Origin of the sequence: Streptomyces sp. NPDC098101, from assembly GCF_044760185.1 — a bacterium.
Taxonomy (GTDB): Bacteria; Actinomycetota; Actinomycetes; order Streptomycetales; family Streptomycetaceae; genus Streptomyces.
The window spans coordinates 163,129-187,379 of record NZ_JBIWAS010000005.1 but is presented as its reverse complement, the minus strand read 5'-3'; the positions used below and the strand labels follow the sequence as shown (position 1 = coordinate 187,379).

Below are 24,251 nucleotides of genomic sequence, written 5' to 3'. Positions count from 1 at the left end.
CCCGTGACCGTCCATCCCAGCCTCCAGAACCACGCCGACGCCTGGACCCACTCCATCGAGGCGATAGCCGAGCTGGTGCAGCCGCTCGTGGAGGGCGAGTGGAACCGGCGGACCCCCTGCCCGGGCTGGTCGGTGCGGGACGTCGTGTCCCACGTCATCGGCATGGAGACGGAGATGCTCGGCGACCCCCGGCCGATCCACTCGCTGCCGCGCGATCTCTACCACGTGCGCAGTGACTTCGCGCGCTACATGGAGGTCCAGGTCGATGTGCGGCGGCACCACACGGCACCGGAGATGACGTCGGAGCTGGAGTACATCCTGATCCGCCGGGCCCGTCAGCTCCGCAACGAGAACCGCTCCCCCGACCACCTGATCCGCGCCCCGCTGGGCGCCGAGCAGACCCTGGAAGTGGCCTACCGGATGCGGGCCTTCGACGTGTGGGTGCACGAGCAGGACCTGCGGACGGCGCTCGGGGTGCCGGGGAACCTGGACTCGCCCGGGGCGCACGTGGTCCGGGACGTGCTCCTGGAGGCGCTGCCGAAGGTGGTCGCCAAGGACGCGGGCGCGCCGGCGTCCTCGGCGGTGGTGTTCGACGTGACCGGTCCGGTGGAGTTCCTGCGGACGGTGCGGGTGGACGCGGAGGGGCGCGGGTCGATCGACGGCGCGCCCTCGCTCGGCCCGGCGGTGACGCTCGCGACGGACTGGGAGACGTACGTGCGGCTGGCCTGCGGCCGGGTCCGGGCGGCCGACGCGGCCGACCTGATCAAGGTGGAGGGCGACGAGCGGCTGGCGTGGGCGATCCTGGACAACTTCGCGGTGACGCCGCGGTAACCACGCGCTACACGGGTACGTGCACGGCCTCGACGCGGCTGGCGACGAGCCGTTCCCGTTCCCGGCGGTGGGTGCGGGCCTTGAGGCGGAGGATCTGCACGATGCCGAGGGCTTCGAGGACGAAGACCGAGGAGAACGCGATCCGGTAGTCGTCCCCGGTCGCGTCGAGCAGCACGCCGACGGCGAGCAGTGTCGTCATCGAGGCGACGAAACCGCCCATGTTGACGATTCCGGAGGCGGTTCCCTGACGCTCCGGCGGGTTCGCCGGGCGGGCGAAGTCGAAGCCGATCATCGAGGCCGGTCCGCAGGCGCCGAGGACCAGGCAGAGGGTGACGAGCAGCCACATCGGGGCGCGGTCGCCGGGGTACGCGAGGGTGGACGCCCACAGCAGGGCGGTGGCCGCGACCGTGCCGAGGGCGAGCGGGGCGCGGGCCGCGTGGTGGCGGGCGATGATCTGCCCGTACGCGAGGCCGACGACCATGTTCGAGAGCACGACCAGGGTGAGCAGCGTCCCGGCGGTGGACCGCGAGAGGCCCTGTGCCTCGACCAGGTAGGGCAGTCCCCACAGGAGCAGGAAGACCATGGCCGGGAACTGGGTGGTGAAGTGCACCCACATGCCGAGCCGGGTGCCGGGCTCGCGCCAGGACTCGGCGATCTGGCGGCGGACGTAGGCGGCGCCCGCGTGGGCGGCGGGCTGGGGCTCGTACCCCTCGGGGTGGTCCTTGAGGAAGAGCAGCAGCAGGACGAGGACGAGGACGCCGGCGAAGGAGCTGCCGACGAAGGTGGCGGTCCAGCCGAGGCCGTGCAGGGCGCGGGCGATGAAGACGGTGGAGACCAGGTTCCCGGCCATGCCGAAGAGGGCGGCGACCTGGCCGATGAGCGGGCCGCGCCGGGCGGGGAACCAGCGGCTGCCGAGCCGCAGGACGCTGATGAAGGTCATGGCGTCGCCGCAGCCGAGGAGCGCGCGGGAGGCGAGGGCCGTGCCGTACGACGGGGAGAGCGCGAAGCCGAGCTGGCCGACGGTGAAGAGGACGACGCCGAGGACCAGGACCTTCTTGGTGCCGAGCCGGTCGACCATGAGGCCGACGGGTATCTGCATCCCGGCGTAGACGAGCAGTTGCAGGATGGAGAAGGTGGAGAGCGCGGAGGCGTTGACGTCGAAGCGTTCGGCGGCGTCGAGTCCGGCGACGCCGAGCGAGGTGCGGAAGATGACGGCGACGAAGTAGACGGCGACGCCGACGCCCCAGACGAGGGCGGCGCGGCGGCCGCCGGGCGGGTCTCCGGGGAGGGTGACGGCGGAGCCGTATCCGTTGCGGTTGCTCACCGGTCCTCCCCCCGGACCAGGACCTTGACCCAGCTGAGGTGCTGGCGGACGCAGTGCGCGGCGCCCTCGGCGTCGCCGGCCTTGATGCGGTCGAGGATCTCGGCGTGCTCGGTGATGTTCTTGGCGACGCGGTCGGGCTGGGACTGCATCACGGCGACGCCCATGCGCAACTGGCGGTCGCGGAGCTGGTCGTAGAGCCGGGCGAGGATCTGGTTGCCGGCGTGCTGGACGATCTCGGCGTGGAAGCAGCGGTCGGTGACGGCGACCTCCGCGAGGTCCCCGGCCCCGGCCCGCCGCTTCTGCTCCTCCAGGAGCTCTTCGAGGCGGGCGATCAGCGCGGCGGGGGCGGGCACGGCCCGGCGGACGGCGAACTCCTCGACGAGGAGCCGGGTCTCGACGACGTCGGCGATCTCCTGCGCGGAGACGGCGAGGACGAGGGCGCCCTTCTTCGGATAGAGCTTGAGCAGCCCTTCCATCTCCAACTTGAGCAGCGCCTCGCGGACGGGAGTCCGCGACACCCCCACGGCCGTGGCGAGTTCCCCCTCGGTCAGGAGGGTGCCTCCCGCGTAGCGCCGTTCGAGTACGGCCTGCTTGACGTGCATGTAGACGCGGTCGGCGGCGGGGGGAGCTGAAGACATGGACACAGCATAGATACAAGAAGGGTGCAAGGACATCCCCGTCCATGATGCGGAATCGAACGGGCCCGCTCCGGCCGTCTCCGCGCACACGGACCCGGCCACGGCATTGATCATGGTGGCGCCCTTCGCTTCACTGAGGCCATGACCCACGAAGATCCCTCCCGCCCCAGTCGCCGCTCCCTGCTCGCGTGGAGCGGCGCCGGTGCGCTGACCGCCGCGACCGTGTCCCTCGGCACCGGAACGGCCTCGGCCGCCACCTATCCCGCATCGGGCTCCGCGCTGCTGGTGCCTTCCCCCCGGCTCGACCTGAACAGCCCCTCGGAGAACTGGATACGCGAGAAGCCCACCCGCGATTCCACCATCATCCAGTCGATCGGCTACGACAACGCCAACGGTCACATCTACTTGGCGCAGGTGACGCAGGGAGGCCTGAAGCTCACGGGTGAGAGCGCCCCGGTGAGCAGCGCCGACCGCAATCGGCGCGGCGACCTGACTCTCACCAAGTGGGACATGTCCGGGAACACCCTCGGCTCCATGTACCTGCGCGGCTTCGGGCACGGCATGAGCATCGGCGTCGAGCCGGTCGGCGGCAAGGCCTATCTGTGGGTCGAAGCCGACGGCGTCGAGGTGGTCGACGTCTCGGGCAAGCCGTCCAACCGCGGCACCCGCCTGGCCCGTTTCCCCTTCGTCAACGGCCAGGTGCTCGACACCACCTCGCCCACGCTCGCCAAGTACACGCCGGTCCCCGGTTCCACGATCAACACCGCCAGCGTCGACCCGGTCTACGGCCGGCTCGCCGTCCGCTACCGCGATACGGACGGCGTGATGAAGTTCCAGGTGCACGACCTCGACCTGGCACGCCTCGGCATCTGGACCCAGCCGCTCGCGAGCATCAGCGAGCCGAAGATCACCTCGGTCCCCGGATGGCCCCTCACCACGTACGGCCACCCCTATCTCCAGGGCTACGTCGTCGTCGGCCGGTACCTCTACCTGTACCACGGCAACAGCTACGGTTCCGTCGAGAACATCGACGGCCAGGACGTGGTGATCTCCAAGCCCGGCGTCGGAAACACGTTCCTCACCTCGGTGGACCTCACCACGGGCACCTTCGCCCCCGCCCCGCCGTCCCCCTTCGACAAGAACGTCAACCCCCTCCACACCACAGCCGCGTACACGCTGGACTATCGCGAGCCCGAAGGTCTCGGGGTCTACGTCCCGGACCTCTCCAAGCCCGGTGTGTTCAGCATCGGCATGGGCTTCGCCTCGGGAGATCCGGGCTCACGCGTGGCGAGCATCTACGGAAAGTCCCTGCTCATCCAGCCCTCGTAGGACGCCCGGGATTCCGCGTTGGAAGACGTGTGGGAGTGCGGGGCGGGAACACGTCCTCGCGCACCGGACGCAGAACGCCCGACCGTGAAGGACCACGGTCGGGCGTTTCACGTGAAACATGGCGACTCGGGCGTCACGCCCAGGTGATCAACCGCTTCGGCTGCTCCAGGATCGCGGCGACGTCCGCCAGGAACTTGGAGCCGAGTTCGCCGTCGACCAGGCGGTGGTCGAAGGAGAGGGCCAGGGTGGTGACCTGACGCGGCTTCACCTTGCCCTTGTGGACCCACGGCTGGAGCTTGATCGCGCCGACCGCGAGGATCGCGGACTCGCCGGGATTCAGGATGGGCGTACCGGTGTCGACGCCGAAGACGCCGACGTTGGTGATGGTGAAGGTGCCGCCCTGCATGGCCGCCGGGGTGGTCTTCCCCTCGCGGGCCGTGGCGACCAGCTCGCTCAGGGACTTCGAGAGCTCGGGCAGGGTCTGGGCGTGCGCGTCCTTGATGTTCGGCACGATCAGACCGCGCGGGGTGGCCGCGGCGATGCCCAGGTTCACGTAGTGCTTGAGGACGATCTCCTGGGCCGCCTCGTCCCAGGCCGCGTTGATCTCCGGGTTGCGCCGGATCGCGACCAGGATCGCCTTGGCGATGAGGAGCAGCGGGTTGACCCGCAGGCCCGCCATGTCCTTGTCGGACTTCAGCTCCTCGACCAGCTTCATCGTGCGCGTGATGTCGAAGGTCACGAACTCGGTGACGTGCGGGGCGGTGAAGGCCGAACCGACCATCGCCGCCGCCGTGGCCTTCCGTACGCCCTTGATGGGGACGCGGGTCTCCCGGGCGCCGGACGTCTCCGCCGCGGGCGCGGCGGCCGGGGCCGCGGCGGGCGCCGGGGCCGGAGCCGGGGTCTCGACGGCCGGTGCGGGCGCCGGGGCGGCGGCCGCGTGGACGTCCTCACGGGTGATGATGCCGTCCGGGCCGGTCGGGACGACCGTCGCCAGGTCGACGCCGAGGTCCTTGGCGAGCTTCCGGACCGGCGGCTTGGCCAGCGGCCGTCCGGCCCCCGCCGCGTGCCCGTTGAGCTGCTCCGGTACGGAGACGACGACGGGCGCCTGCGGTGCGGGAGCGGCCGGGGCCGCGTCTCCGGCCGCCTTGCGGGGGCGGCGCTTGGTGGAGCTGGCGGCCACGCCGTAGCCGACGAGGACCGGCTGGCGGCCCTGCGGCTCGCCCTCCTCCGCCACCGGCTCTTCCGGCACGGCCTGGGCCGCGACGGACTCGGTGACCGGGGCCGCCGGGGCGGGGGGCGCGCCGCCGCCGACGTTCACCGAGATGATGACCTGGCCGACGTCGACCGTCGTCCCCTCGGGGAAGCACAGCTCGTGGACCGTGCCGTCGAACGGGATCGGCAGCTCGACGGCCGCCTTGGCCGTCTCGACCTCGCACACGACCTGTCCGTCGGTGACGGTGTCGCCCGGCTGGACGTACCACTTGAGGATCTCGGCCTCGGTGAGGCCCTCGCCCACGTCGGGCATCTTGAATTCGCGGATCGTCACGGTGCTCTCCTCAGTACGCCAGCGAGCGGTCGACGGCGTCGAGCACGCGGTCGAGACCCGGCAGGTACTCCTCCTCCAGGCGCGCCGGCGGGTACGGCGCGTGGTAGCCGCCGACCCGCAGGACGGGGGCCTCCAGGTGGTAGAAGCAGCGCTCGGTGATCCGGGCGGCGATCTCCGCGCCGGAGCCGAAGAAGACCGGGGCCTCGTGGACGACGACCAGGCGGCGGGTCTTCTCGACCGAGGCCTGGACGGTGTCGAAGTCGATCGGGGAGATCGAGCGCAGGTCCACGACCTCGATCGACCGGCCCTCCTCGGCGGCGGCCGCGGCCGCCTCCAGACAGGTCTTCACCATCGGGCCGTAGGCGACGAGGGTGAGGTCCGTGCCCTCGCGGGCGACCCGGGCCTTGTGCAGCTCGCCGGGGATGGCCTCGGTGTCGACCTCGCCCTTGTCCCAGTAGCGGCGCTTGGGCTCGAAGAAGACGACCGGGTCGTCGCTCTGGATCGCCTGCTGGAGCATCCAGTAGGCGTCCGAGGGGGTCGCGGGGGTGACGACCTTGAGGCCCGCGACGTGCGCGAAGAGCGACTCGGGGGACTCGGAGTGGTGCTCGACGGCGCCGATGCCGCCGCCGTACGGGATGCGGATGACGACCGGCACCTTGACCGCGCCGAGCGAGCGGGCCCGCATCTTCGCGAGCTGCGTGACGATCTGGTCGTACGCGGGGAAGACGAAGCCGTCGAACTGGATCTCCACGACCGGCCGGTAGCCGCGCAGGGCGAGGCCGATCGCGGTGCCGACGATGCCGGACTCGGCGAGCGGGGTGTCGACGACCCGGTCCTCGCCGAAGTCCTTCTGCAGTCCGTCGGTGATCCGGAAGACGCCGCCGAGCTTGCCGACGTCCAGGCCCATGACGACGACCTTGGGGTCGGTCTCCAGGGCCGTGCGCAGCGACTCGTTGAGCGCCTTCGCGAGGGGGAGCTTCTGAACAGCCATGGTTACTCGGCCTCTCCGTTCGCGAAGGACGCCTGGTAGGCGGCGAACTGCGCGCGTTCCTCGTCGACGAGCGCGTGCCCGTCCGCGTACACGTTGTCGAACATCGCCATGTGCTCCGGTACGGGCATGGCGCGGACGACCTCGCGGACGTGCTTGCCCAGGGTCTCGCTCTCCGCCTCCAGCTCCTCGAAGAAGGCCGCGTCGGCGTGGCCCTCGTTCTCCAGGTACGCCTTGAGGCGCAGGATCGGGTCCTTGGCCTCCCACGCCTCGCGCTCCGCGTCGCGGCGGTAGCGGGTCGGGTCGTCGGAGGTGGTGTGGGCGGCCATCCGGTAGGTGAACGCCTCGATGAGCGTCGGGCCCTCGCCCCGGCGGGCGCGCTCCAGGGCGGAGCGGGTGACCGCGAGGCAGGCCAGGACGTCGTTGCCGTCGACCCGGACGCCGGGGAAGCCGAAGCCCTGGGCGCGCTGGTAGAGCGGGACGCGGGTCTGCTTCTCGATGGGCTCGGAAATGGCCCACTGGTTGTTCTGGCAGAAGAAGACGACCGGGGCGTTGTAGACCGCGGAGAAGACGAACGACTCGTTGACGTCGCCCTGGCTGGAGGCGCCGTCGCCGAAGTAGGCGATCACGGCGGAGTCCGCGCCGTCCTTGGTGATGCCCATGGCATAACCGGTGGCGTGCAGGGTCTGCGAGCCGAGGACGATCGTGTACAGGTGGAAATTGTTGCTGTTCGGGTCCCAGCCGCCGTTGTTCACGCCGCGGAACATTCCGAGGAGGTTCGTCGGGTCGACCCCGCGGCACCAGGCGACGCCGTGCTCGCGGTAGGTCGGGAAGACGTAGTCGTCGTCGCGCAGGGCGCGGCCCGAACCGATCTGGGCGGCCTCCTGGCCGAGGAGCGAGGCCCACAGGCCCAGCTCGCCCTGGCGCTGGAGGGAGGTGGCCTCGGAGTCGAAGCGACGGGTGAGGACCATGTCCCGGTAGAGGCCGCGCAGTTCCTCGGCGCTCAGGTCGATGTCGTAGTCGGGATGCTGGACGCGCTCCCCTTCGGGCGTCAGGAGCTGGACGAGCTCGGGCTCCGTCGCTCCCGCCGCGGCGCGCGTGCTCGTCTTCTTGGTGGTGCTCGGGCTCGCGCTTGCGGTGCGCTTGGTGCCGCTGCTGCGTCGCGTCGTCTTGCGCGCGGCAGTGCTCTCCACGGTCACGTGCGTGCTCCTCCGTCGGTCCGGCCCCCGGGTTCGCCGGTGAGGCCAGTGCGGCTCTCCGCCTTGTCCGTACCCTTCGCACGGGGTGGGTGCGACGCGGCCGGGGTCGGGCGTGACAAGTGCCCCGGCGAGCGCCCTGTCATAGGCACGTTACCCACAGCGCGGCATTCCCGCGAAACCCCTCTTGACCTGCGATTTTGCTTGGATTTCCAAGTAAATCGAGAAAAGGGGGAACAGCGGCTGGTCAGCGCGTCGGCAACGGCCTGGAGGGCCGCCGGAACAAGCGGCACGTTATCCCGCGCACCCCGGGCGCGGGAAGAGCCAATATGTGAGACTGACAGCGTGCGCGAAGAAGGAAAAATCACGGTATTCCTGCTGGACGACCACGAAGTCGTCCGGCGCGGCGTCCACGAGCTGCTCTCCGTGGAGGCGGACATCGAGGTCGTCGGCGAGGCCGGAACGGCGGCGGACGCGCTGGTCAGGATCCCCGCGACCCGTCCGGACGTCGCGGTGCTCGACGTCCGGCTGCCGGACGGCAGCGGGGTCGAGGTGTGCCGGGAGATCCGCTCGCAGAACGAGGACATCAAGTGCCTGATGCTGACCTCCTTCGCGGACGACGAGGCCCTCTTCGACGCGATCATGGCCGGGGCCTCGGGCTACGTCCTCAAGGCCATCCGGGGGAACGAACTGCTGAACGCGGTGCGGGACGTGGCGGCCGGCAAGTCGCTGCTCGACCCGGTGGCGACCGCCCGGGTCCTGGAGCGGCTGCGCGACGGGAACGCCCCCAAGGGTGACGACAAGCTCGCCCATCTGACGGATCAGGAGCGCAGGATCCTGGACCTGATCGGCGAGGGCCTGACCAACCGGGCCATCGGCGAGCGGCTCCACCTCGCGGAGAAGACCATCAAGAACTACGTCTCCAGTCTGCTGTCGAAGCTGGGCATGGAGCGGCGCTCGCAGGCCGCGGCGTACGTGGCGCGGATGCAGGCCGAGAAGCGCTGACCGGTCCGCTCCGGGACCCGGGGTCCACCCGGCCCCGGTCCGCCGGACAGGACCTACGTCCCCCCGCGAGGGGGCGGGGGTCCCTTTTCGGACGCGCGGTGGTGACGGAGAGTGGAAGGCATGTCCACCGACGAGATCCGCGCCATCGAGCTGCTGAACCGCGTGTCGTACGGCCGGGTGGCGACGAGCATGAGGGCGATGCCCTTCGTCGCTCCGGCCCGCCACGTCGTGGTCGACGGCCGGGTGCTGCTGCGGATGCACGAGGGGCTCGGCTACCACCGCGCCTGCAACGGCAGCGTCGTCGCGTACGGCGCGGACAACTTCGACTCGGGGGCCGAGCGCATCTGGTCCGTGCAGTTCAGCGGCACCGCACGGGTCGTCGAGCCGACCGGGGAGGAGCGCGCGGCCTTCGGTCCCGAGCCGGAGCTGGTGGACGGCGAGCCCTTCGTCCCCGTCTACATGCGGATCGAACCCCAGTTCGTGACGGTGCACGCGCTCGACTACCCGAGCGAGACGCGGAGCCCGCGGCCCGCGGCCCGTTCCGTACGGCGACACCTTCACCACGTAGCGTGATCTAACATCTGGCGGGTGCCGCGCTCATCTGAAACCCTCACCCCGCCGACCGGCGCACCGCCCGCACGCCCCCGGCCCGCCGCTCTCCGCCCGGGCGGCGCCCGGCCCGTCGGCGCCCCGCCCGTCGGCGCCCCGCCCGTCGACGCGCTGCTGCGGCGGCACCGGCACGCCGGGGAGGCGCTGGACTGCGTGCCGGTCACCGAGGGGCTGCTCAACCGCGGCTTCCGGCTCACCACCACCCGCGGCACCTACTTCCTCAAGCAGCACCTGGACGCCGCCACCGCCGACCGGGCCACCGTCGCCCGCCAGCACCGGGCCACCCACCGCCTGCACGCCCTGGGCCTGCCCGTCGCCCCGCCGCTCGCCGACGCCCGGGGCCGCACGGTCGCCGTCGTCGGCGGCCACTGCTACGCCCTGCACCCCTGGGTCGAGGGCCGGCACCGGGACGGCGGCCAGCTCTCCACCGGCGGCTGCCGCCGCCTCGGCACCCTCCTCGGGCAGGTCCACACCGCGCTCGACCGGGTGATGGACGACCCGGAGGCCGGCGGTCTCGGCGGTCTCGGCGGTCCCGCCGGGGCGGACGCGGACGCGTGCGCGAGCGCGGACCCCCAGGACACCTTCCGGGCCATCGACGAGCTGATCCGCCTCGTCCGCGCGCACCGCCCCCGCGACAGCTTCGACGCGCTCGCCGAGCACCGGCTCAGGGAGCGCCGCGGCCTGCTCGCCCGGCACGCCCACCACCGGCCCCCGGCCGCCTCGGCCGCCGGCTGGGTGCACGGCGACTTCCACCCGCTGAACCTGCTCTACCGGGGCGCGGAGCCCGCCGCGATCGTCGACTGGGACCGGCTCGGCCTCCGCCCGAGGGCCGAGGAGGCGGTCCGGGCCGCCGCCATCTTCTTCGTACGGCCGGGGGGCGAGCTGGCCCTGGGGAAGGTACGGGCCTACGCGCGCGCGTACCGGCGGGCGACGGGCGCCGACGGCGCCGAGCTGGCGGCGGCGGCGCACCGGGTGTGGTGGGAGCGGCTCAACGACTTCTGGACCCTGCGCTGGCGCTACCAGCTGCACGACCGGAGGGCCGACGCGCAGTTCCCCGCGGTGTCGGCCCTGGCGGTCTGGTGGACCCGCGAGTACGAGGCGGTCCGGGAGGCCTTCGCGGGGTGACCGCGGGGCGCGCCCGGCGGAGCCCCCGTGTCAGGGGGTCTCCGTGCCAGAGGGCGGTCTCCGTGTCGGTGGAGCCCCGTGTCAGCCGGTCTCGCCGGTGGCCGGCGGCTGGGTGCCCGGGTCGCCGTCGCCGCCGCCGTCGACGCCCCCGGAGGGGTCGCCGGTCGGCTCGGTGACCGGCGGCGTCGTGGGACGGGTCGTCGGCTCGCTCGTCTTCGTGGGCGTGCCCGTGGGCTCGACCGGCGGCGTGGTGGTCGGCTCGGTCGGCGTCTCGGTGGTCGGCGTGCCCGTGGGCCAGTCCGGCTGCCGCGTCGGCTGCTCGGTCCACGGCTGCTGGGTCGACCCGCCGTTGGACGTGCCCGGGTCCTGCGTCTGGTCCTGGGTGGGCTGCTCCGAGGGCGGGGGCTCCTCCGAGGCCGTCACCGAGGGCGAGGTGCTGACGGTCGGCGTCTTGTCCTCCGTGGTGCCGCCGCCGTTCCCGCCCGCCTTGCTGAGGGCGAACGCGACTCCGGCGACCACCGCGACCAGCGCGAGCGCGGCGAACAGCCACACCTTGCCCCGGCCGCCACCGCCGCCGCCCGATCCGTACGAGCCGCCCTGGCCGTAGCCGCCGCTGCCGCCCGTACCGCCGTCGTAGCCGCCGAACCCGCCGTCGTCGGGGTTCACCGGCGGCAGGATCGGGCCCTGCGCGGTCTCGCCGTGCATCGGGTGGCCCATCGCGGTCGTCGCGGCCACGCCGCCGGCCGGGGTGCGCCCGCCGTCGTGCACCTCGATCGGACCGGTGTTCCACGTGCCGGTGTAGCCGCCCTGCTGCTGGAGCATCTGGAGGGCGTACTGGATGAGCCCGCGCATCTCCTCGGCGCTCTGGAACCGGTCGTCCGGGTCCTTCGCGAGCGAGCGCATCACCAGGCCGTCCAGCTCCGGGGGCACGGACCCGGTCACGTCGGACGGCGGGACCGGCACGTCCTGGACGTGCTGGTAGACGACGGACAGCGGCGTCTCGCCGGTGAACGGGGGACGCAGCGAGAGGAGCTCGTAGAGGAGGCAGCCCGTCGCGTACAGGTCGGAGCGGTGGTCGACGGCCTTGCCGAGCGCCTGCTCGGGGGAGAGGTACTGCGGCGTGCCCATGACCATGCCGGTCTGGGTCATCGTCGACTGCGCGCCGTGCAGGGCGCGGGCGATGCCGAAGTCCATGACCTTCACCGCACCGCTGTGGGTGATGATCACGTTCGCCGGCTTGATGTCGCGGTGCACGATGCCGTGCTGGTGCGAGTAGGCCAGCGCCTCCAGGACCCCGGAGACGATGATCAGGGCCTGCTCGGGACCGGGCGCCTCGGCGCTCAGCAGCAGGTCGCGGATGGTGCGGCCCTCGACCAGCTCCATCACGATGTACGGCACGGGGCGGCCGGCCACCAGGTCCTCGCCGGAGTCGTACACGGCGACGATCGCGTGGTGGTTGAGACCGGCGACGGACTGCGCCTCGCGCGTGAAGCGGGCCTTGGAGACCGGGTCCTCGGCGAGGTCGGCGCGCAGCAGCTTGACCGCCACGGTGCGGCCGAGCCGCACGTCCTCCGCCGCGAACACCTCGGCCATGCCGCCGCGTCCCAGACGGTGCGTCAGGCGGTAGCGCCCGTCGCCGACGACTCCGCCGACGCCCCAGGACTCCGCCGACGAGTCGGGCACGCCGCCGCCTGCTCCGGATTCGGGTGCCATCAGTCCTCGCCGTCGTCTGTCGTGCCGTGTCCAGTCGTCACGCTACAGGCTCCGTACGACATCACGGTCCGAGATGGACCGGCCATCCAATCCCGTTCACGTACACCTGTGCAAATTCGACGCATTACCGCACCGGTTCGGAAACGCTTCCTGTGCGGAGGGTCACGTAACGGGCACTCGGCTTGACGTGTCACCGCCCTGGGGCAGACTTGGCCGGGAAAATCCGGGAACGACGCCGCCACGCGCGCGTAGGGGGAAGCACAGATGAGCCAGGACGGCGCACAGGGCCGCTACGCGGGCGGTTCGGTCGCGGGCGGCCGGTACCAGCTGCGCGATCTTCTCGGCGAGGGCGGCATGGCGTCGGTGTACCTGGCGTACGACACCGCCCTCGACCGGCAGGTCGCCATCAAGACGCTGCACACGGAGCTGGGCCGGGAGCAGTCCTTCCGCGAGCGGTTCCGGCGCGAGGCGCAGGCCGTCGCGAAGCTCTCCCACACCAACATCGTCTCGGTCTTCGACACCGGCGAGGACACCCTCGACGGCGCCGTCATGCCCTACATCGTCATGGAGTACGTGGAGGGGCAGCCGCTCGGCGCGGTCCTCGCCTCCGACGTGCGGCAGTACGGCGCGATGCCGGCCGACAAGGCGCTGAAGGTCACGGCCGACGTGCTCGCCGCCCTCGAGGTCAGCCACGAGATGGGCCTGGTCCACCGCGACATCAAGCCGGGCAACGTGATGACGACCAAGCGCGGCGTGGTCAAGGTCATGGACTTCGGCATCGCGCGGGCCATGCAGTCGGGGGTCACCTCGATGACGCAGACCGGCATGGTCGTCGGCACCCCGCAGTACCTCTCCCCCGAGCAGGCCCTCGGCCGCGCGGTGGACGCCCGCTCCGACCTCTACTCGGTCGGCATCATGCTCTTCCAGCTCCTCACCGGCCGTCTTCCCTTCGACGCCGACTCCCCGCTCGCCATCGCGTACGCGCACGTGCAGGAGGAGCCGGTCGCCCCGTCCTCCGTCAACCGCTCGGTGACGCCGGCGATGGACGCGCTCGTCGCCCGCGCGCTGCGGAAGAACCCGAACGAGCGGTTCCCGAGCGCGGCGGCCATGCGCGACGAGTGCCTGCGGGTCCTGTCGGCCGGGCAGACCGGCGCCCCCGTGATCGTCGCGGGCGGTCCGGTCAGCAGCGGCTCGGGCGTCGGCTCCGCCGTCTTCCCGCCGGTCGGCCAGACCCCGCCGCCCGGTCCGCACTCCGGGCCGCACGGCGTGCAGCAGTACATGGCGCCGACGCCGCAGCCGGGCCCGTACGGCCCCGTGACCCCGGCGCCCGCCCCGACGTACGGCTACCCGCAGCAGGCCCCGACGCCCGCGCCGTACGCCCAGGCCCCGACGCCGGCTCCGTACACCCAGGCGCAGCACGTGCCCGCCCCGGCGGGCGGCGGCTCCCGGCGGAACACCCCGGTCCTCGTGGGCGCGATCGCGGTCGCCGTGCTCGCGATCGGCGGCCTGGTCGTGGCGCTCAACCTCGACAAGGACGACCCGAAGGACCCGCAGGCCGGCGGCACCGGAGGCACCGGCACCCAGCAGACCCAGTCGGCGGCGCCGGGCTACAAGGGCCCCGACCTGTCCAAGACCATCGACGCGAAGAAGTGCACCCAGCCGAGGGAGTCGAGCAGCGACCCCGAGAAGTTCGAGGTGCCCAACTTCAAGTACCGGAACATCCAGTCGGTGAAGGACTGCGTCCAGGCCGCCGGCTGGAAGATCAAGGTCCAGACCCCGGTGGACGAGTCCACGTACGGCGACGGGACGGTCCTGGAGCAGTACCCGCCGTCCGGTACGGACATCACCGCCAAGGACGCGGAGTTCACGCTCCAGGTCTCGACGGGCAATCCGCCGCAGTAGAGGCCGCAGTAGAGGGGTGGGCGGTAGAGCGGTGGGACGGTAGAGCGGTGGGCGAGTAGATACCGGCGCTCTCCAGTTCCCCCTCCTCTTCCCCCTCCTCCGGAGGCCTGTCGGTCGTCTACCGGCGGCCTACCGGATGCCGGTTTCGTCCCGGCATGTGACGCTGAGTCGAACACCTCGGCGGCTCGGTACGGGAGGGGGTCACCCGGTGACTCCAGTACTCCGCAGGGCACGGGCGCGAGCCCTGCGCCCCGCGCTCACCTGCGCGTTCCTCTGCGCCTGTGCCCTGTGCGCCGCGCCCCTCGCACACGCGGCGGAGCCTCCCGCCGCCACGGCGAGCGCCACGGCCCCGGTGACCTCGTCCCCCAGCACCACCCCGGCGGCGCCCCCGGCTCCTTCCACGTCCTCCGCGCCCCCTTCGGGTCCGCCTTCCGCGACCGCCCCGCCGTCCGCCCCGGTCTCCGCTTCCGCGTCGGATCCCGCGTCCGGTCCCGCTCCCGTCTCCGTCGCGCCGGGGCGGACCGGGGGCGCCGTTCCGCCGGCACCCGCACCGGCTCCCGCACCCGCTCCCGCCGGTTCCGGCGCGGCCTCCCCGGTGGCGCAGTCCACCGGGCCCTCCGGCGCCCCCGCGCCCGAGGCGTCCCCCTCCCTCGCGGGCCGGCCCGCCGCCGAGGGCCGGCTCCGGCCCGGCCGCACCGAGACCGCCCCGCCCCCCTCGGAAAGCTCCTCCCGTACCGAAACCGCTACGGAAACGGACCCGTGGGAGGACGAGGAGGAGGGGATCGGAGCCGTACCCGAGGAGGATGCCCTGCCGCCCGAGGCCGCGCCCGCCAGCCTGCCCGCCGTCGCGCCCCGGGCGGACGGCGAGGCCGCTCCCGACCTCGCCCACCAGCGGGTTCCCGTGCTGACCCTGGGCGTGGGCCTCGCCCTGGTGGGGCTCGGAATCGGCTTCCTGGGGCTCCGGATGCGCCGCCGCTGAACCGGCGCGGAGGGCCGGGGTCCCCCTTGAGTGGGACCTCCCGCTTCCGCCTCAGGTCGGTTGTCCGCCGATGCATACCCGGTATACATACTGAGTATGTCGATCCGCCACGGGCTCCTCGCCCTCCTCGAACGCGGCCCGCGCTACGGCTCTCAGCTCCGTACGGAGTTCGAGTCCCGCACCGGCTCCACCTGGCCGCTCAACGTCGGCCAGGTCTACACGACCCTCGGTCGCCTGGAGCGCGACGGCATGGTCCGGCAGGGCGGCGAGGACGGGGCCGGGCACACGCTCTACACGATCACCGACGACGGTCGTGCCGAGCTGAGGGCCTGGTTCGAGAAGCCGGTGGACCGCACCAGCCCCGCCCGTGACGAGCTGGCCATCAAGCTCGCCATGGCGGTGGGCGCGCCGAGCGTCGACATCCGCGACGTCATCCAGTCCCAGCGCCGGCACACCGTGCGGGCGATGCAGGACTACACCCGGCTCAAGGCCCAGGCGCTCCTGGCCGTCGAGAGCGGCGGGGCGCGGGAGCGGGACGACGTGGCCTGGCTGCTCGTCCTGGAGCAGCTGATCTTCCAGACGGAGGCCGAGGCGCGCTGGCTGGACCACTGCGAGTCCCGGCTGATCCGCCTCTCGGCGACCGCGCGGTCGGCCCCGGACGCACAGGACGCCCCGGCCGATCCGGCCGTGCGGGACGCCCCGGCTCCCGTCGCGCCGTCGGGCGCGGACGCCGCCCGTCCGTGACACCGGTGCGCGGAGGCCGACCGCTCCCGGCACCGGGACGCACCGGCCGTCCGCTTCCGGCGCTGGAGCGGGGAGACCGACCGCTCCCGGCACCGGGGCGCGGAGGCCGACCGGCCGCGCCCCTTCCCGTACCTCCGCACCGCTTCCGCACGACCTCCGCACCACCTCCGAACCTCTGACGCACCACCTTCCACCGCACGCTCCGTGCCCGGCCGACCGCCCGGCACGCCCAAGGGGGGAACCCTTCCATGTCCGCACAGCAGCCCGTGCTGCAACTGAAGAACCTGACCCGGGTCCACGGCTCGGGCGCCACCGAGGTGCACGCCCTGCGCGGCATCGACCTCGCCGTGTACCCCGGTGAGCTCGTCGCCGTCATGGGCCCCTCGGGATCCGGCAAGTCCACCCTGCTCACCATCGCGGGCGGCCTGGACTCCCCCACCTCGGGCGAGGTGATCGTCGAGGACACCGACATCACCAAGGTCGGCATCAAGCAGCTCGCGGCCCTGCGCCGCCGCAGCATCGGCTACGTCTTCCAGGACTACAACCTCATCCCGGCCCTCACCGCCGCCGAGAACGTGGCCCTGCCCCGCGAGCTGGACGGGACCTCCGCCCGCAAGGCACGCGTCGAGGCCCTCGCCGCGCTGGAGGAGATGTCCCTCGGCCACCTCGCCGACCGGTTCCCCGACGAGATGTCCGGCGGCCAGCAGCAGCGCGTGGCCATCGCCCGCGCCCTGGTCGGCGACCGCCGTCTGGTCCTCGCCGACGAGCCGACCGGCGCCCTCGACTCCGAGACCGGCGAGTCCGTCCTCGCCCTGCTCCGCTCCCGCTGCGACGCGGGCGCCGCCGGCGTCCTCGTCACCCACGAGCCGCGGTTCGCCGCCTGGGCCGACCGCGTCGTGTTCCTGCGGGACGGCGCCATCGTCGACCAGACCGTGCGCAGCGAGGCCGACTCCCTCCTCTCGGGCCGGGTGGCGGAAGCGTGAAGACCTGGTTCCACTCCTGGCGGGCCGCGATCCGCATCGCCCGCCGCGACGCCTGGCGCGCCAAGGGCCGCAGCGCCCTCGTCCTCGCGATGATCGCCCTGCCCATCCTGGGCGTCAGCGCCTTCGACCTGACCTTCCGCAGCGCGGAGCTGTCCCCCGCCGAGAAGCTGGACCGGACGATCGGCGCGGCCGACGCCCGCTTCCGGGACGCCGACATGGCCGGCGTGCCGATCCTCCAGGACCCGGCCGGGGAGATGAGCGCGCCGGCCAGGAAGGAGGACGACGAGCGGTGGCCTTCGGGCCCCACCGACGTCACCAAGACCTTCCCGGCGGGCTCCACCGTCCTCACGGACCGCGTCGGATCGGCGAAGCTGACCACGTCCCACGGTCTGCTGATGACCGAGGTGCGCGAGCTGAAGGCGTCCGACCCCGTCGCCCGGGGCATCATGCCGCTCCTGGAGGGGCGTTACCCGGAGAAGAACGACGAGGTCATGGCGACCTCGCACTTCCTGGAGACCAGCGGTCTGTCGATCGGCTCGACCCTTTCCGCTCGCAACTTCGAGCGTCCGTATCGAATCGTCGGCTCCTACGAACTTCCCGACTCGCTCAAGACGGATCAGGTCAACGCGCTCCCCGGCGCCTTCCTCGCCCCGTACGGGAAGGCCGCCGAGAAGGCCGGTCTGTCGACCCCGGACTCCTCCGTGTCGTACCTGGTGCGGAAGCCCGGTGGTTTCACGTGGAACACGGTCCAGGAGATCAACACCAAGGGCGTTCTCGTCGCCTCGCGCGCCGTGCTGCTCTCCCCGCCCGCCGACGCCGACGTCCCGCTCTACCAGAAGGACGGCTGGGGCAACTACGAGGCCGGGAGCGCCGATCGGGCCGCCGAACTCGCCGCGGTCGCGACCGTCGTGGGCCTGGCGATGCTGGAGATCTGCCTCCTCGCCGGTCCCGCCTTCGCGGTCGGCGCCCGGCGTTCGCGCCGCCAGCTCGGTCTGGTCGGTGCCAACGGCGGTGCCCGCAGCCACATCCGGGCGATCGTGCTGAGCGGCGGTCTGGTCATCGGCGTCGCGGCGGCCGTCGTCGGCACCGTGCTCGCCGTGGTCCTGACCCTGGCGCTCCAGCCGCTCCTCGAACAGGCGATGGGCCAGCGGTTCGGCGCCTTCGATGTCCGGCCGCTCGAAATCCTGGTCATCGCGCTGCTCGCGGTCCTGACCGGTCTGCTCGCCGCGATCGTCCCGGCCGTCACCGCCTCCCGGCAGAGCGTCCTCTCCTCGCTCACCGGCCGGCGCGGTGTCCGCCGCAGCAGCCGGGTCCTGCCGGTGATCGGCCTCGTGGCCCTCCTGCTCGGCGGGTCCGTCGCCCTCTTCGGCTCCCTCGTCACCGAGCAGGTCGCCGTGGTGGCGGCCGGTTCCGCCCTGGCCGAGCTGGGTGTCGTCGCGATGACCCCGGCCCTGGTGGGCCTGTTCGGCCGCAGCGGACGCTGGCTTCCGCTCTCGCCGCGCCTCGCGCTGCGGGACGCCGTGCGCAACCGGGGCCGTACGGCTCCGGCCGTCGCCGCCGTCCTCGCCGCCGTCGCGGGAACGGTCGCCGTCTCCACGTACATGGCGAGCAGGGAGGCCGAGAACAGGGCCTCGTACGAGCCCAGGCTGCCGTACGGCGCCGCCGCCGCCTTCGTCCGGGAAGAGGGCGGCCGGGACGTCCCGGCGGTCCGCGAGGCCATCCAGCGGTACCTGCCCGTCGAGCTGCGCGCCGATGTCGACCGCGTCTCGGTCGGCAGGCCCGGCTGCTCCCCGTGGGGCGACGACGCGGGCTGCGGCCGCTTCGAGGTCGTCGTGCCCCCGGCGAACGAGTGTCCGCTGTACGTGTCGCTCCCGGGCGGCGGCGACCCCTCGGAGAGGTTCACGCCCGACCAGCGGCGGAAGCTGGTCACCGACGACTGGCGCTGCAAGGAGTCGTTCCACGGCGGGATCTACATCGACGGCGGCCTGCTCGTCGGTGACGCCAAGGTCCTCCAGGTCCTCGGCGTCGACGACCCCGGGGCCGTGAAGGCTCTCGCCGACGGCAAGGTCGTCACCTTCGACCGCACCCAGATCGACAAGAACGGCACCGTCGGGCTCAAGCAGATCACCGACACCGCCGCCGCCGACAAGGCCATGGAGGAAGGCCGGCCGGTGCCCGGCAAGGTCAGCTCCGTGCCCGCCTACCTGGTGCCCGGCGACAAGAACTCCTACGGGCTCCAGGCCCTGATCACCCCGGCCACGGCCAAGGCCGCCGGTCTCTCCACCGTGCCGCTGGGCGTGTACGCCGCCACCGACCGGCTCGTGGACAGCGAGCAGCGGCAGAAGCTCGACGGCGAGATCGCCAAGCTCGGCAGCAGCGTCGACCTGCACGTGGAGGAAGGTTTCGTCAATGAGTACGGGATCGTCCTGCTCTCCCTGGCGATCTTCGCGGGCCTCGTCACCATCGGCGCCGCCGGCATCGCCACCGGGCTCGCCCAGGCCGACGCCGAGGCCGATCTGAAGACGCTCGCCGCCGTGGGCGCCCCGCCCCGGGTCCGCCGTACGCTCAGCGGCTTCCAGTGCGGAGTCGTCGCCGCGATGGGCGTGGTCCTCGGCTCGGCGGCCGGGCTGCTGCCCGCCGTGGGGCTCCGGCTCACCGAGGAGCGCGACCAGCTCCGCTACCACGAGATGAGCGTCACCGAGGGCTGGACCGGCACCGACACGGCGCCTCCGGACCTGCCGATCGTCGTCCCGTGGGAGACCCTCGGCCTGCTGCTCGTCGCCGTCCCGCTGGGCGCGGCCCTGCTCGCCGCCCTCGTGACCCGCTCGCGCGGCGCGCTGGCCCGGCGCGCGGCGACCTGACGGTCTTCGTCGCCCATCTGTGCCCCTGTACGAGGGTGGATCACCCTCGTACAGGGGCACACCCCGTGGTGAGGCACGTGTACGAGAGAATGGCGGCATGGAGATGCCGAGGAATGACAGGTCGCAGGAGAGCCCCCAGGTCCTCATCGTGGGACAGGACGGGATGGCCCTCGGCGGCACTCAGGGCGACGACGAATCCCGCGAGGTCCCGGTGACGGAAATGGTCGAGCAGCCTGCGAAGGTCATGCGGATCGGCAGCATGATCAAGCAGCTCCTGGAAGAAGTACGCGCGGCACCTCTCGACGAGGCCAGCCGGGTCAGGCTCAAGGACATCCACGCGAGCTCCGTGAAGGAGCTGGAGGACGGGCTCGCGCCCGAGCTGGTCGAGGAACTGGAGCGCCTCTCCCTGCCGTTCACGGACGAGGCGATCCCCTCCGAGGCGGAACTGCGCATCGCGCAGGCCCAGTTGGTGGGCTGGCTGGAGGGCCTCTTCCACGGCATCCAGACGGCTCTGTTCGCCCAGCAGATGGCGGCCCGCGCCCAGTTGGAGCAGATGCGCCGGGCCCTGCCGCCGGGCTCGGGGCACGACGATGACGACGACCACGGCCCGGGCCACGCGGTCCGCTCGGGGCCGTACCTGTAGGACGGACGCGGAGGGGCCCGGCACACACCGTGTGTGCCGGGCCCCTCCGTATACGTGTGCCGGGTCAGTCCCGGGGGGCGAGGAGCAGGACCTTGCCGACGTGGTCGCCGGCCTCCAGCACCCGGTGCGCGTCGGCGGCCTCCGGCAGCGGCACCGTGCGGTCGACGACCGGCCGGACCGTGCCCGCCCCGACCAGCGGCCAGACGTGCTCCCGGACGGCGGCGACGATCGCCGCCTTCTCCTGCGGGGGACGGGACCGCAGCGTGGTCGCCATGACGGCGCCGCGCTTCGCGAGCAGCGCCCCGAGGTTCAGTTCGCCCTTCACCCCGCCCTGGAGGCCGATGATCACGAGCCGCCCGTTCACGGCAAGCGCCTTCACGTTCCGTTCCAGGTACTTGGCGCCGACGATGTCCAGGATGACGTCCGCCCCGGCCCCGTCCGTCGCCTTGGCCAGTTCCTCGACGAAGTCCTGCTCGCGGTAGTCGATGAGGACGTCCGCGCCCAGCTCGGCGCAGCGCGCCAGCTTCTCGGGGCTTCCGGCGGTGACCGCGACCCGGGCCCCGATCGCCTTCGCCAGCTGGATCGCCATCGTGCCGATGCCGCTCGCGCCGCCGTGCACGAGGAGCGTCTCGCCCGGCCGCAGGTGGGCGATCATGAAGACGTTGGACCAGACGGTGCACGCGACCTCGGGGAGCGCGGCGGCGGTGGCCGCGTCGACGCCCTCCGGCAGCGGCAGGAGCTGCCCGGCCGGGACCACGACCCGCTGCGCGTAACCGCCGCCGGCGAGCAGCGCGCACACCTCGTCGCCGACGCTCCAGCCGACCACCCCCGGACCGAGCGCGGCGATCCGGCCCGAACACTCCAGGCCGGGGTACGGGGAGCTGCCCGGCGGCGGGTCGTAGAAGCCCTGGCGCTGGAGCAGGTCGGCACGGTTGACCGCGCTCGCCACCACCTCGACGAGCACCTCGCCCTCGCCGGGTACGGGATCGGGCACCTCGGCCCAGACCAGGGCCTCGGGCCCGCCGGGTTCCGGAATCGTGATCGCATACATGGCGGCGAGGCTACTCCCGCGACCGCCGCCGGGGCGGGCGCGGTCCGGCGGCGGGGTCGGAGACAGGGTCGGGGATGGTGGGGTACGGCCGAGGGACGGTCCGGCCGGGGGCGGGCTCAGTCCTCCGGCGGGGTGGAGAGCCGGGTCACCGGCGCGGCGCGCACGATGGTGATCACCCGGTCGGTCAGCTGGAGCGGGTTGGCCGCGGGGTCGTCGTACCCGAGCAGGCGGTGCCCCCGGAGCACGCTCACCACCAGGTCCTCGGTCTCCCGGGGGCTCTTGCCCGCCTCGCTCTTGGTCACGGGACGGTCGACCAGGTCGAGGCCGGAGCCCTGCTGGATCAGGTCCTCCATCACCGTGCCGGCGCTGGGGCTCAGCACCGAGAGGCCGAGCAGACGCCCGGCGGCGCTGGCGCTGGTGATGACCGCGTCCGCGCCGGACTGGCGCAGCAGCGGCGCGTTCTCCTCCTCGCGGACGGCGGCGACGATCTTCGCGCCCCGGTTGAGCTGGCGCGCGGTCAGGGTGACCAGGACGGCCGTGTCGTCGCGCTGGGTGGCGATGACGATCTGCCGGGCCCGCTGCACCTCGGCGCGGAGCAGCACGGCGCTGCGGGTCGCGTCGCCGATGACGCCGACGAAACCGTCCGCGTTCGCCGTCTCGATCACCTTGCTGGAGGGATCGACGATGACGATCTGCTCCTTGCTGAGGCCGGTCGCGCAGAGGGTCTGGATCGCGGACCGCCCCTTCGTGCCGAACCCGACGATGACGGTGTGGTCGCGCAAGGTGGACCTCCAGCGGTTCAGCCGGAACTCCTCCCGGGTCCGCTCGGTGAGGACCTCCAGGGTGGTGCCGACCAGGATGATCAGAAACAGCACGCGCAGGGGCGTGACCAGCAGGATGTTGACGAGCCGCGCCGTGTCGCTGTACGGGACGATGTCGCCGTATCCGGTGGTGGAGAGCGTCACGGTCGCGTAGTAGGCGCAGTCGAGGAAGTCGAGCGTCTCGTCGGCGTTGTCGTGGTAGCCGTCGCGGTCGAAGTAGACGAGGAAGATCGTCACGACGAGCACGCCGAGCGCCATGAGGAGGCGCTTGCCGACCTGGCGCAGCGGCCCCTCCACCTCCCGGCGGGGCAGGGTGACCCGCGGGCCGGAGATCTTCTCCTCCGCGTGGCGGGCCATCACGTCACGACTGGGAAGTTTCACGTGAAACACGCTCCTTGGGCCGGTACGGCCCCCGCCGTCGGCGGCCAGGGAAGATCGAGGACGTCCAGTTCCTGTCCGGGCCGTGCCCCGCCGGGCGGAACGACGGCCAGACCGTCCGCGGCGGCAATGCCGCGGAGCATGGCCGGGCCGTTGTACCGCAGCGGTACGACCGACCCGCCACGACGGACGACCGGGACGAGCCGTGTGTCATGGGGGTGCCCGTGCACCTCGTCCCGAACGGGCACACGGTACGGCACAGGGGTGCGGGGCCCCGATCCGGCCCCGTCTTCCTCGGGGGTGCCGGTCTCCGTCAGCGCGGCGAGCAGCGGGGCGGCCAGGGTGAGGAGCCCGGAGACGGCCGCGAGCGGGTTGCCGGGAAGGCCGACGAGGTGGCGCACGTGGAGCGGGCGGGCGGGATCGGTGCCGAGGCGGGCGAGGAGCATGGGGTGCCCCGGCCGCACCTTCACCCCGTCCACCAGGAGCGTGGCACCGGCCTTCTCGAGCACGCGGTGGACGTGGTCCACGGGCCCGGCGGCGGTGCCCCCGGTGGTGACGACCAGGTCGGCGGTGGAGCCGGTGACGGCCGCGTACAGCGCTTCGGCGTCGTCGCCGATCCGGCGGGTGGCGAGGACGTCCGCGCCGAGCGCCGCCAGCCAGGGACCGAGCATCGGCCCGAGGGCGTCCCGGATGAGCCCTTCGTGGGGGAGCCCGGACGTGAGGAGTTCGTCGCCGAGGACCAGGATCTCCACGCGGGGGCGGGGCCGTACGAGGAGCTCGTCGTATCCGGCGGCCGCGGCGAGACCGAGGACGGCGGGAGTCACGGGGACACCGGCGGGCAGCAGTTCGTCGCCGGAACGGCACTCCTGGCCCCGGGGCCGGATGTCCTGCCCGTCGACGACCTCGCGCAGGGCGTGGAGCAGGGGGTGAGACACGCGGCCAGGGTGCGCGGGAGCCGGTCGTTCGGCGGGTGAGTGCTTGCCGGGCGAGTGCTCGGCGGACGGCTGCTCGGGAGGCAGGCGCTCGGCGGAGAGGTGCTCGGCGGACGGGTCTGCGGCACGGGCCTGTTCCGTACGGGCCTGTTCCGTACGGGAGTGCTCGGTACGGGAGTGCTCGCTGCGGAGGACGGCCGTGGTCCCGGGCGGCACGGGGGCGCCGGTGGCGATCCGTACCGCCTCTCCTACGGCCAGCGCGGCGGCCGGGGCGTGACCGGCGAGGACGGCGGCCTCCTCGCGGACGCGCCAGGGGCCGGGGCCCGCGACCGCCCAGCCGTCCATGGCGGAGGTGTCGAAGGACGGCAGGTCGGCGAGGGCCGGCAGCGGCCCCGCCAGGACCTGCCCGAGCGCCCGCCCCAGCGGGAGCACCAGCGGCTCCCGACCGGTCCGGGCCGCGACCCCGGCGCGGCGCGCGGCGGCCCGCGCCTCGGGCCAGCCGGTGGCCCGGTGCGCATGACCGGCCTTCAATCCGCCGCCGGGCCCGGAGGCCTCGTCGGCGGGTCCGGCGGACTCGGCGGCAGGCCCGGAAAGGCCACCGCCGGATCCAGCGGACTCGCCAGTGGGCCCGGCGGGCTCCTCAGCGGGTCCGG

Annotated in this window: 20 protein-coding genes; 11 read left to right on the top strand and 9 right to left on the bottom strand. The window is 72.8% G+C overall.

What is annotated here, in order from left to right; genetic code table 11:
* Positions 1 to 3 precede the first annotated feature (3 nt).
* Positions 4 to 831 carry a maleylpyruvate isomerase family mycothiol-dependent enzyme gene (locus ACIQVI_RS23700; RefSeq protein WP_351968840.1) on the top strand — a complete coding sequence of 276 codons (828 nt, stop codon included), beginning with the start codon at positions 4 to 6 and terminating at the stop codon, positions 829 to 831.
* Between the two features lie 7 nt (positions 832 to 838).
* Here the strand turns inward: ACIQVI_RS23700 and ACIQVI_RS23695 are convergent, their stop codons facing one another.
* Positions 839 to 2,155 carry a nitrate/nitrite transporter gene (locus tag ACIQVI_RS23695; RefSeq protein WP_403599084.1) on the bottom strand — a complete coding sequence of 439 codons (1,317 nt, stop codon included), beginning with the start codon at positions 2,153 to 2,155 and terminating at the stop codon, positions 839 to 841.
* Positions 2,152 to 2,793, bottom strand: coding sequence for a GntR family transcriptional regulator (locus ACIQVI_RS23690; protein ID WP_403599081.1), 642 nt, complete (start codon positions 2,791 to 2,793; stop codon positions 2,152 to 2,154). Before ACIQVI_RS23690 ends, ACIQVI_RS23695 begins: the two co-directional genes overlap by 4 nt.
* A 141-nt stretch (positions 2,794 to 2,934) precedes the next feature.
* On the opposite strand from ACIQVI_RS23690, the gene ACIQVI_RS23685 reads away from it, so the two are divergent.
* On the top strand, positions 2,935 to 4,122 hold the full coding sequence (locus ACIQVI_RS23685; protein WP_403599078.1) for a teichoic acid biosynthesis protein C: 1,188 nt from the start codon (positions 2,935 to 2,937) through the stop codon (positions 4,120 to 4,122).
* A gap of 133 nt (positions 4,123 to 4,255) precedes the next feature.
* Here ACIQVI_RS23685 and ACIQVI_RS23680 read toward each other — a convergent pair whose 3' ends face one another.
* The 3 genes from ACIQVI_RS23680 to pdhA are packed head-to-tail and all read right to left on the bottom strand — an operon-like array spanning position 4,256 to position 7,855.
* Positions 4,256 to 5,647, bottom strand: a complete 1,392-nt coding sequence (locus ACIQVI_RS23680; protein ID WP_403599781.1) for a dihydrolipoamide acetyltransferase family protein — start codon at positions 5,645 to 5,647, stop codon at positions 4,256 to 4,258.
* Positions 5,648 to 5,678: 31 nt separating this feature from the next.
* Positions 5,679 to 6,659 carry an alpha-ketoacid dehydrogenase subunit beta gene (locus ACIQVI_RS23675; protein WP_403599076.1) on the bottom strand — a complete coding sequence of 327 codons (981 nt, stop codon included), beginning with the start codon at positions 6,657 to 6,659 and terminating at the stop codon, positions 5,679 to 5,681.
* 2 nt (positions 6,660 to 6,661) lie between these two features.
* Positions 6,662 to 7,855, bottom strand: coding sequence for a pyruvate dehydrogenase (acetyl-transferring) E1 component subunit alpha (gene pdhA / locus ACIQVI_RS23670; protein WP_351968835.1), 1,194 nt, complete (start codon positions 7,853 to 7,855; stop codon positions 6,662 to 6,664).
* Positions 7,856 to 8,197: 342 nt separating this feature from the next.
* Between pdhA and ACIQVI_RS23665 the strand changes: the two genes are divergently transcribed.
* The 3 genes from ACIQVI_RS23665 (at position 8,198) to ACIQVI_RS23655 (ending at position 10,591) form a co-directional block, all read left to right on the top strand.
* Positions 8,198 to 8,857, top strand: coding sequence for a response regulator transcription factor (locus ACIQVI_RS23665; protein WP_351968834.1), 660 nt, complete (start codon positions 8,198 to 8,200; stop codon positions 8,855 to 8,857).
* A gap of 120 nt (positions 8,858 to 8,977) precedes the next feature.
* A complete protein-coding gene (locus tag ACIQVI_RS23660; protein WP_403599070.1) occupies positions 8,978 to 9,430 on the top strand; it encodes a pyridoxamine 5'-phosphate oxidase family protein in 453 nt (150 codons plus the stop codon).
* Between the two features lie 147 nt (positions 9,431 to 9,577).
* Complete coding sequence (locus tag ACIQVI_RS23655; RefSeq protein ID WP_403599778.1) at positions 9,578 to 10,591, top strand: phosphotransferase; 1,014 nt, start codon at positions 9,578 to 9,580, stop codon at positions 10,589 to 10,591.
* An 81-nt stretch (positions 10,592 to 10,672) separates the two neighbouring features.
* Here ACIQVI_RS23655 and ACIQVI_RS23650 read toward each other — a convergent pair whose 3' ends face one another.
* On the bottom strand, positions 10,673 to 12,304 hold the full coding sequence (locus tag ACIQVI_RS23650; protein WP_403599067.1) for a protein kinase: 1,632 nt from the start codon (positions 12,302 to 12,304) through the stop codon (positions 10,673 to 10,675).
* A gap of 264 nt (positions 12,305 to 12,568) precedes the next feature.
* Between ACIQVI_RS23650 and ACIQVI_RS23645 the strand changes: the two genes are divergently transcribed.
* From ACIQVI_RS23645 to ACIQVI_RS23620, 6 genes are all read left to right on the top strand, one after another.
* Positions 12,569 to 14,206 (top strand): protein kinase, encoded by a 1,638-nt coding sequence (locus ACIQVI_RS23645; protein ID WP_403599064.1) that lies wholly within the window; start codon positions 12,569 to 12,571, stop codon positions 14,204 to 14,206.
* Positions 14,207 to 14,801: 595 nt separating this feature from the next.
* Positions 14,802 to 15,185 (top strand): hypothetical protein, encoded by a 384-nt coding sequence (locus ACIQVI_RS23640; RefSeq protein WP_403599061.1) that lies wholly within the window; start codon positions 14,802 to 14,804, stop codon positions 15,183 to 15,185.
* Between the two features lie 96 nt (positions 15,186 to 15,281).
* Positions 15,282 to 15,929 carry a PadR family transcriptional regulator gene (locus ACIQVI_RS23635; RefSeq protein WP_403599058.1) on the top strand — a complete coding sequence of 216 codons (648 nt, stop codon included), beginning with the start codon at positions 15,282 to 15,284 and terminating at the stop codon, positions 15,927 to 15,929.
* A gap of 248 nt (positions 15,930 to 16,177) precedes the next feature.
* Complete coding sequence (locus ACIQVI_RS23630) at positions 16,178 to 16,912, top strand: ABC transporter ATP-binding protein (RefSeq protein WP_351968828.1); 735 nt, start codon at positions 16,178 to 16,180, stop codon at positions 16,910 to 16,912.
* Positions 16,909 to 19,773: an ABC transporter permease gene (locus ACIQVI_RS23625; protein WP_403599055.1), complete on the top strand. Its 2,865-nt coding sequence runs from the start codon at positions 16,909 to 16,911 to the stop codon at positions 19,771 to 19,773. The genes ACIQVI_RS23630 and ACIQVI_RS23625 overlap by 4 nt, the downstream gene beginning before the upstream one ends.
* 97 nt (positions 19,774 to 19,870) lie before the next feature.
* Positions 19,871 to 20,416, top strand: coding sequence for a bacterial proteasome activator family protein (locus tag ACIQVI_RS23620; RefSeq protein ID WP_351968826.1), 546 nt, complete (start codon positions 19,871 to 19,873; stop codon positions 20,414 to 20,416).
* 64 nt (positions 20,417 to 20,480) lie between these two features.
* Here the strand turns inward: ACIQVI_RS23620 and ACIQVI_RS23615 are convergent, their stop codons facing one another.
* The 3 genes from ACIQVI_RS23615 to ACIQVI_RS23605 form a co-directional block, all read right to left on the bottom strand.
* Positions 20,481 to 21,467, bottom strand: coding sequence for an NAD(P)H-quinone oxidoreductase (locus tag ACIQVI_RS23615; RefSeq protein ID WP_403599052.1), 987 nt, complete (start codon positions 21,465 to 21,467; stop codon positions 20,481 to 20,483).
* 116 nt (positions 21,468 to 21,583) lie between these two features.
* Positions 21,584 to 22,645 carry a potassium channel family protein gene (locus tag ACIQVI_RS23610; protein ID WP_403599775.1) on the bottom strand — a complete coding sequence of 354 codons (1,062 nt, stop codon included), beginning with the start codon at positions 22,643 to 22,645 and terminating at the stop codon, positions 21,584 to 21,586.
* 20 nt (positions 22,646 to 22,665) lie between these two features.
* A complete protein-coding gene (locus ACIQVI_RS23605; protein WP_403599049.1) occupies positions 22,666 to 24,129 on the bottom strand; it encodes a molybdopterin molybdotransferase MoeA in 1,464 nt (487 codons plus the stop codon).
* Positions 24,130 to 24,251 lie beyond the last annotated feature (122 nt).

Coding starts and splice junctions, on each gene's coding strand:
- ACIQVI_RS23630 (WP_351968828.1), top strand. CDS start 16,178: ATGTCCGCACAGCAGCCCGTGCTGCAACTGAAGAACCTGACCCGGGTC.
- ACIQVI_RS23650 (WP_403599067.1), bottom strand. CDS start 12,304: ATGGCACCCGAATCCGGAGCAGGCGGCGGCGTGCCCGACTCGTCGGCG.
- ACIQVI_RS23675 (WP_403599076.1), bottom strand. CDS start 6,659: ATGGCTGTTCAGAAGCTCCCCCTCGCGAAGGCGCTCAACGAGTCGCTG.
- ACIQVI_RS23615 (WP_403599052.1), bottom strand. CDS start 21,467: ATGTATGCGATCACGATTCCGGAACCCGGCGGGCCCGAGGCCCTGGTC.
- ACIQVI_RS23685 (WP_403599078.1), top strand. CDS start 2,935: ATGACCCACGAAGATCCCTCCCGCCCCAGTCGCCGCTCCCTGCTCGCG.
- ACIQVI_RS23690 (WP_403599081.1), bottom strand. CDS start 2,793: ATGTCTTCAGCTCCCCCCGCCGCCGACCGCGTCTACATGCACGTCAAG.
- ACIQVI_RS23610 (WP_403599775.1), bottom strand. CDS start 22,645: ATGGCCCGCCACGCGGAGGAGAAGATCTCCGGCCCGCGGGTCACCCTG.
- ACIQVI_RS23680 (WP_403599781.1), bottom strand. CDS start 5,647: ATGCCCGACGTGGGCGAGGGCCTCACCGAGGCCGAGATCCTCAAGTGG.
- ACIQVI_RS23645 (WP_403599064.1), top strand. CDS start 12,569: ATGAGCCAGGACGGCGCACAGGGCCGCTACGCGGGCGGTTCGGTCGCG.
- ACIQVI_RS23660 (WP_403599070.1), top strand. CDS start 8,978: ATGTCCACCGACGAGATCCGCGCCATCGAGCTGCTGAACCGCGTGTCG.
- ACIQVI_RS23635 (WP_403599058.1), top strand. CDS start 15,282: ATGTCGATCCGCCACGGGCTCCTCGCCCTCCTCGAACGCGGCCCGCGC.
- ACIQVI_RS23620 (WP_351968826.1), top strand. CDS start 19,871: ATGGAGATGCCGAGGAATGACAGGTCGCAGGAGAGCCCCCAGGTCCTC.